This is a genomic window from Mesorhizobium sp. M7A.F.Ca.ET.027.02.1.1 (assembly GCF_004022985.1).
Taxonomy (GTDB): domain Bacteria; phylum Pseudomonadota; class Alphaproteobacteria; order Rhizobiales; family Rhizobiaceae; genus Mesorhizobium.
In genome coordinates this window covers 1-974 of the sequence record NZ_RZOL01000816.1, presented here as the reverse complement: position 1 = coordinate 974, position 974 = coordinate 1, and the positions used below count along the sequence as shown (strand labels likewise).

Genomic DNA, 974 nt, shown 5'->3' with positions numbered 1-974 from the left:
GTAAGTAGGTGGCTCGATTTCCGGTCGCACGTCAATTAGAGTGTCATCATAGAATCGGCGGAAGCAGCAATCAGATGTTGAGATTGAACCAGGCCCGCTGCCTCAAGCCCTTGGCGTCGGTGTACTCGACGTACCAAGGCTTTGACCGTACCGGCCGCGGCATGCTGGTGGCCTTCTGGCAACTGTCGCCGTCACGCCGGTTGGTGACTGGCTTGAAGATTGGCCTGCCGTTCCGATGGTTGAAGCACAGATTTTCGCGCTTCTCGCACATGTTTGGTTTTGAGCGGTTGCCGTCGTGCCCGATGTCGCTGTAGCCGATTGTCCAACCTTCCGGGCAGTCGTCATAGACGTCTTTCCGCGCCGCGGTGGAACTCGCGGCGGGACACGTCGGCCAGGAGAAACCCGGACGCTTCATGGCGGCGAGGAGCCGGTACATTGGCGGGTGGCAGCTTGGGGTGGCTTGCCAGTTCCCGGAGACGCACAGCAGTACCTGACAGCCCCATTCGGAAGCCGGCGCGCTGCTGGCGTAGAGGGAGCCGACGGCAATGGCGGCGGCATAGAGCAGAGATTTGGACAATGGGGGCTCCTTTCACGGACGTCGCAGTTTATACTTTAACTTATTTCTTGCGGCCGCGAAAGGAGGTTTGTATGGGGTTGGACGGCGGTGGAAAAATACGATCCTAGAAACGTTTTGGACAACCCAGAGCGCGATGCCATGCAGGCGCAAATAGCGGCAAAGCTCGAGGAAGAGCGACAGCGGCGGAATTTGTCGAATCGAGATTTCGTGGCGCTGATCAAGAGCTTTGCCAGCGAAAAGGAATTCTCCTACCGGACCTACTATTTGACGATGCGGCAGGAGCAGAACCTGACACTCGCGACGGTTGCGTTGTTTGCACGGGCCCTTGAGATCAGCGTCGCTGAATTGCTGCTGCCGCCGGCGGTCCTGGAGCCATCCATGAAGCGGCTCGACGTCC

At 58.7% G+C, this 974-nt stretch carries 2 protein-coding genes; one reads left to right on the top strand and one right to left on the bottom strand.

From position 1 onward, the window contains the following. Window positions 1-70: 70 nt before the first annotated feature. Window positions 71-577: a hypothetical protein gene (locus tag EN749_RS36380; RefSeq protein ID WP_128365045.1), complete on the bottom strand. Its 507-nt coding sequence runs from the start codon at window positions 575-577 to the stop codon at window positions 71-73. An 87-nt stretch (window positions 578-664) separates the two neighbouring features. Here EN749_RS36380 and EN749_RS36375 point away from each other — a divergent pair. Beyond that, window positions 665-974: hypothetical protein (locus EN749_RS36375; protein WP_145991202.1), on the top strand; the 310-nt coding region annotated here is incomplete at its 3' end.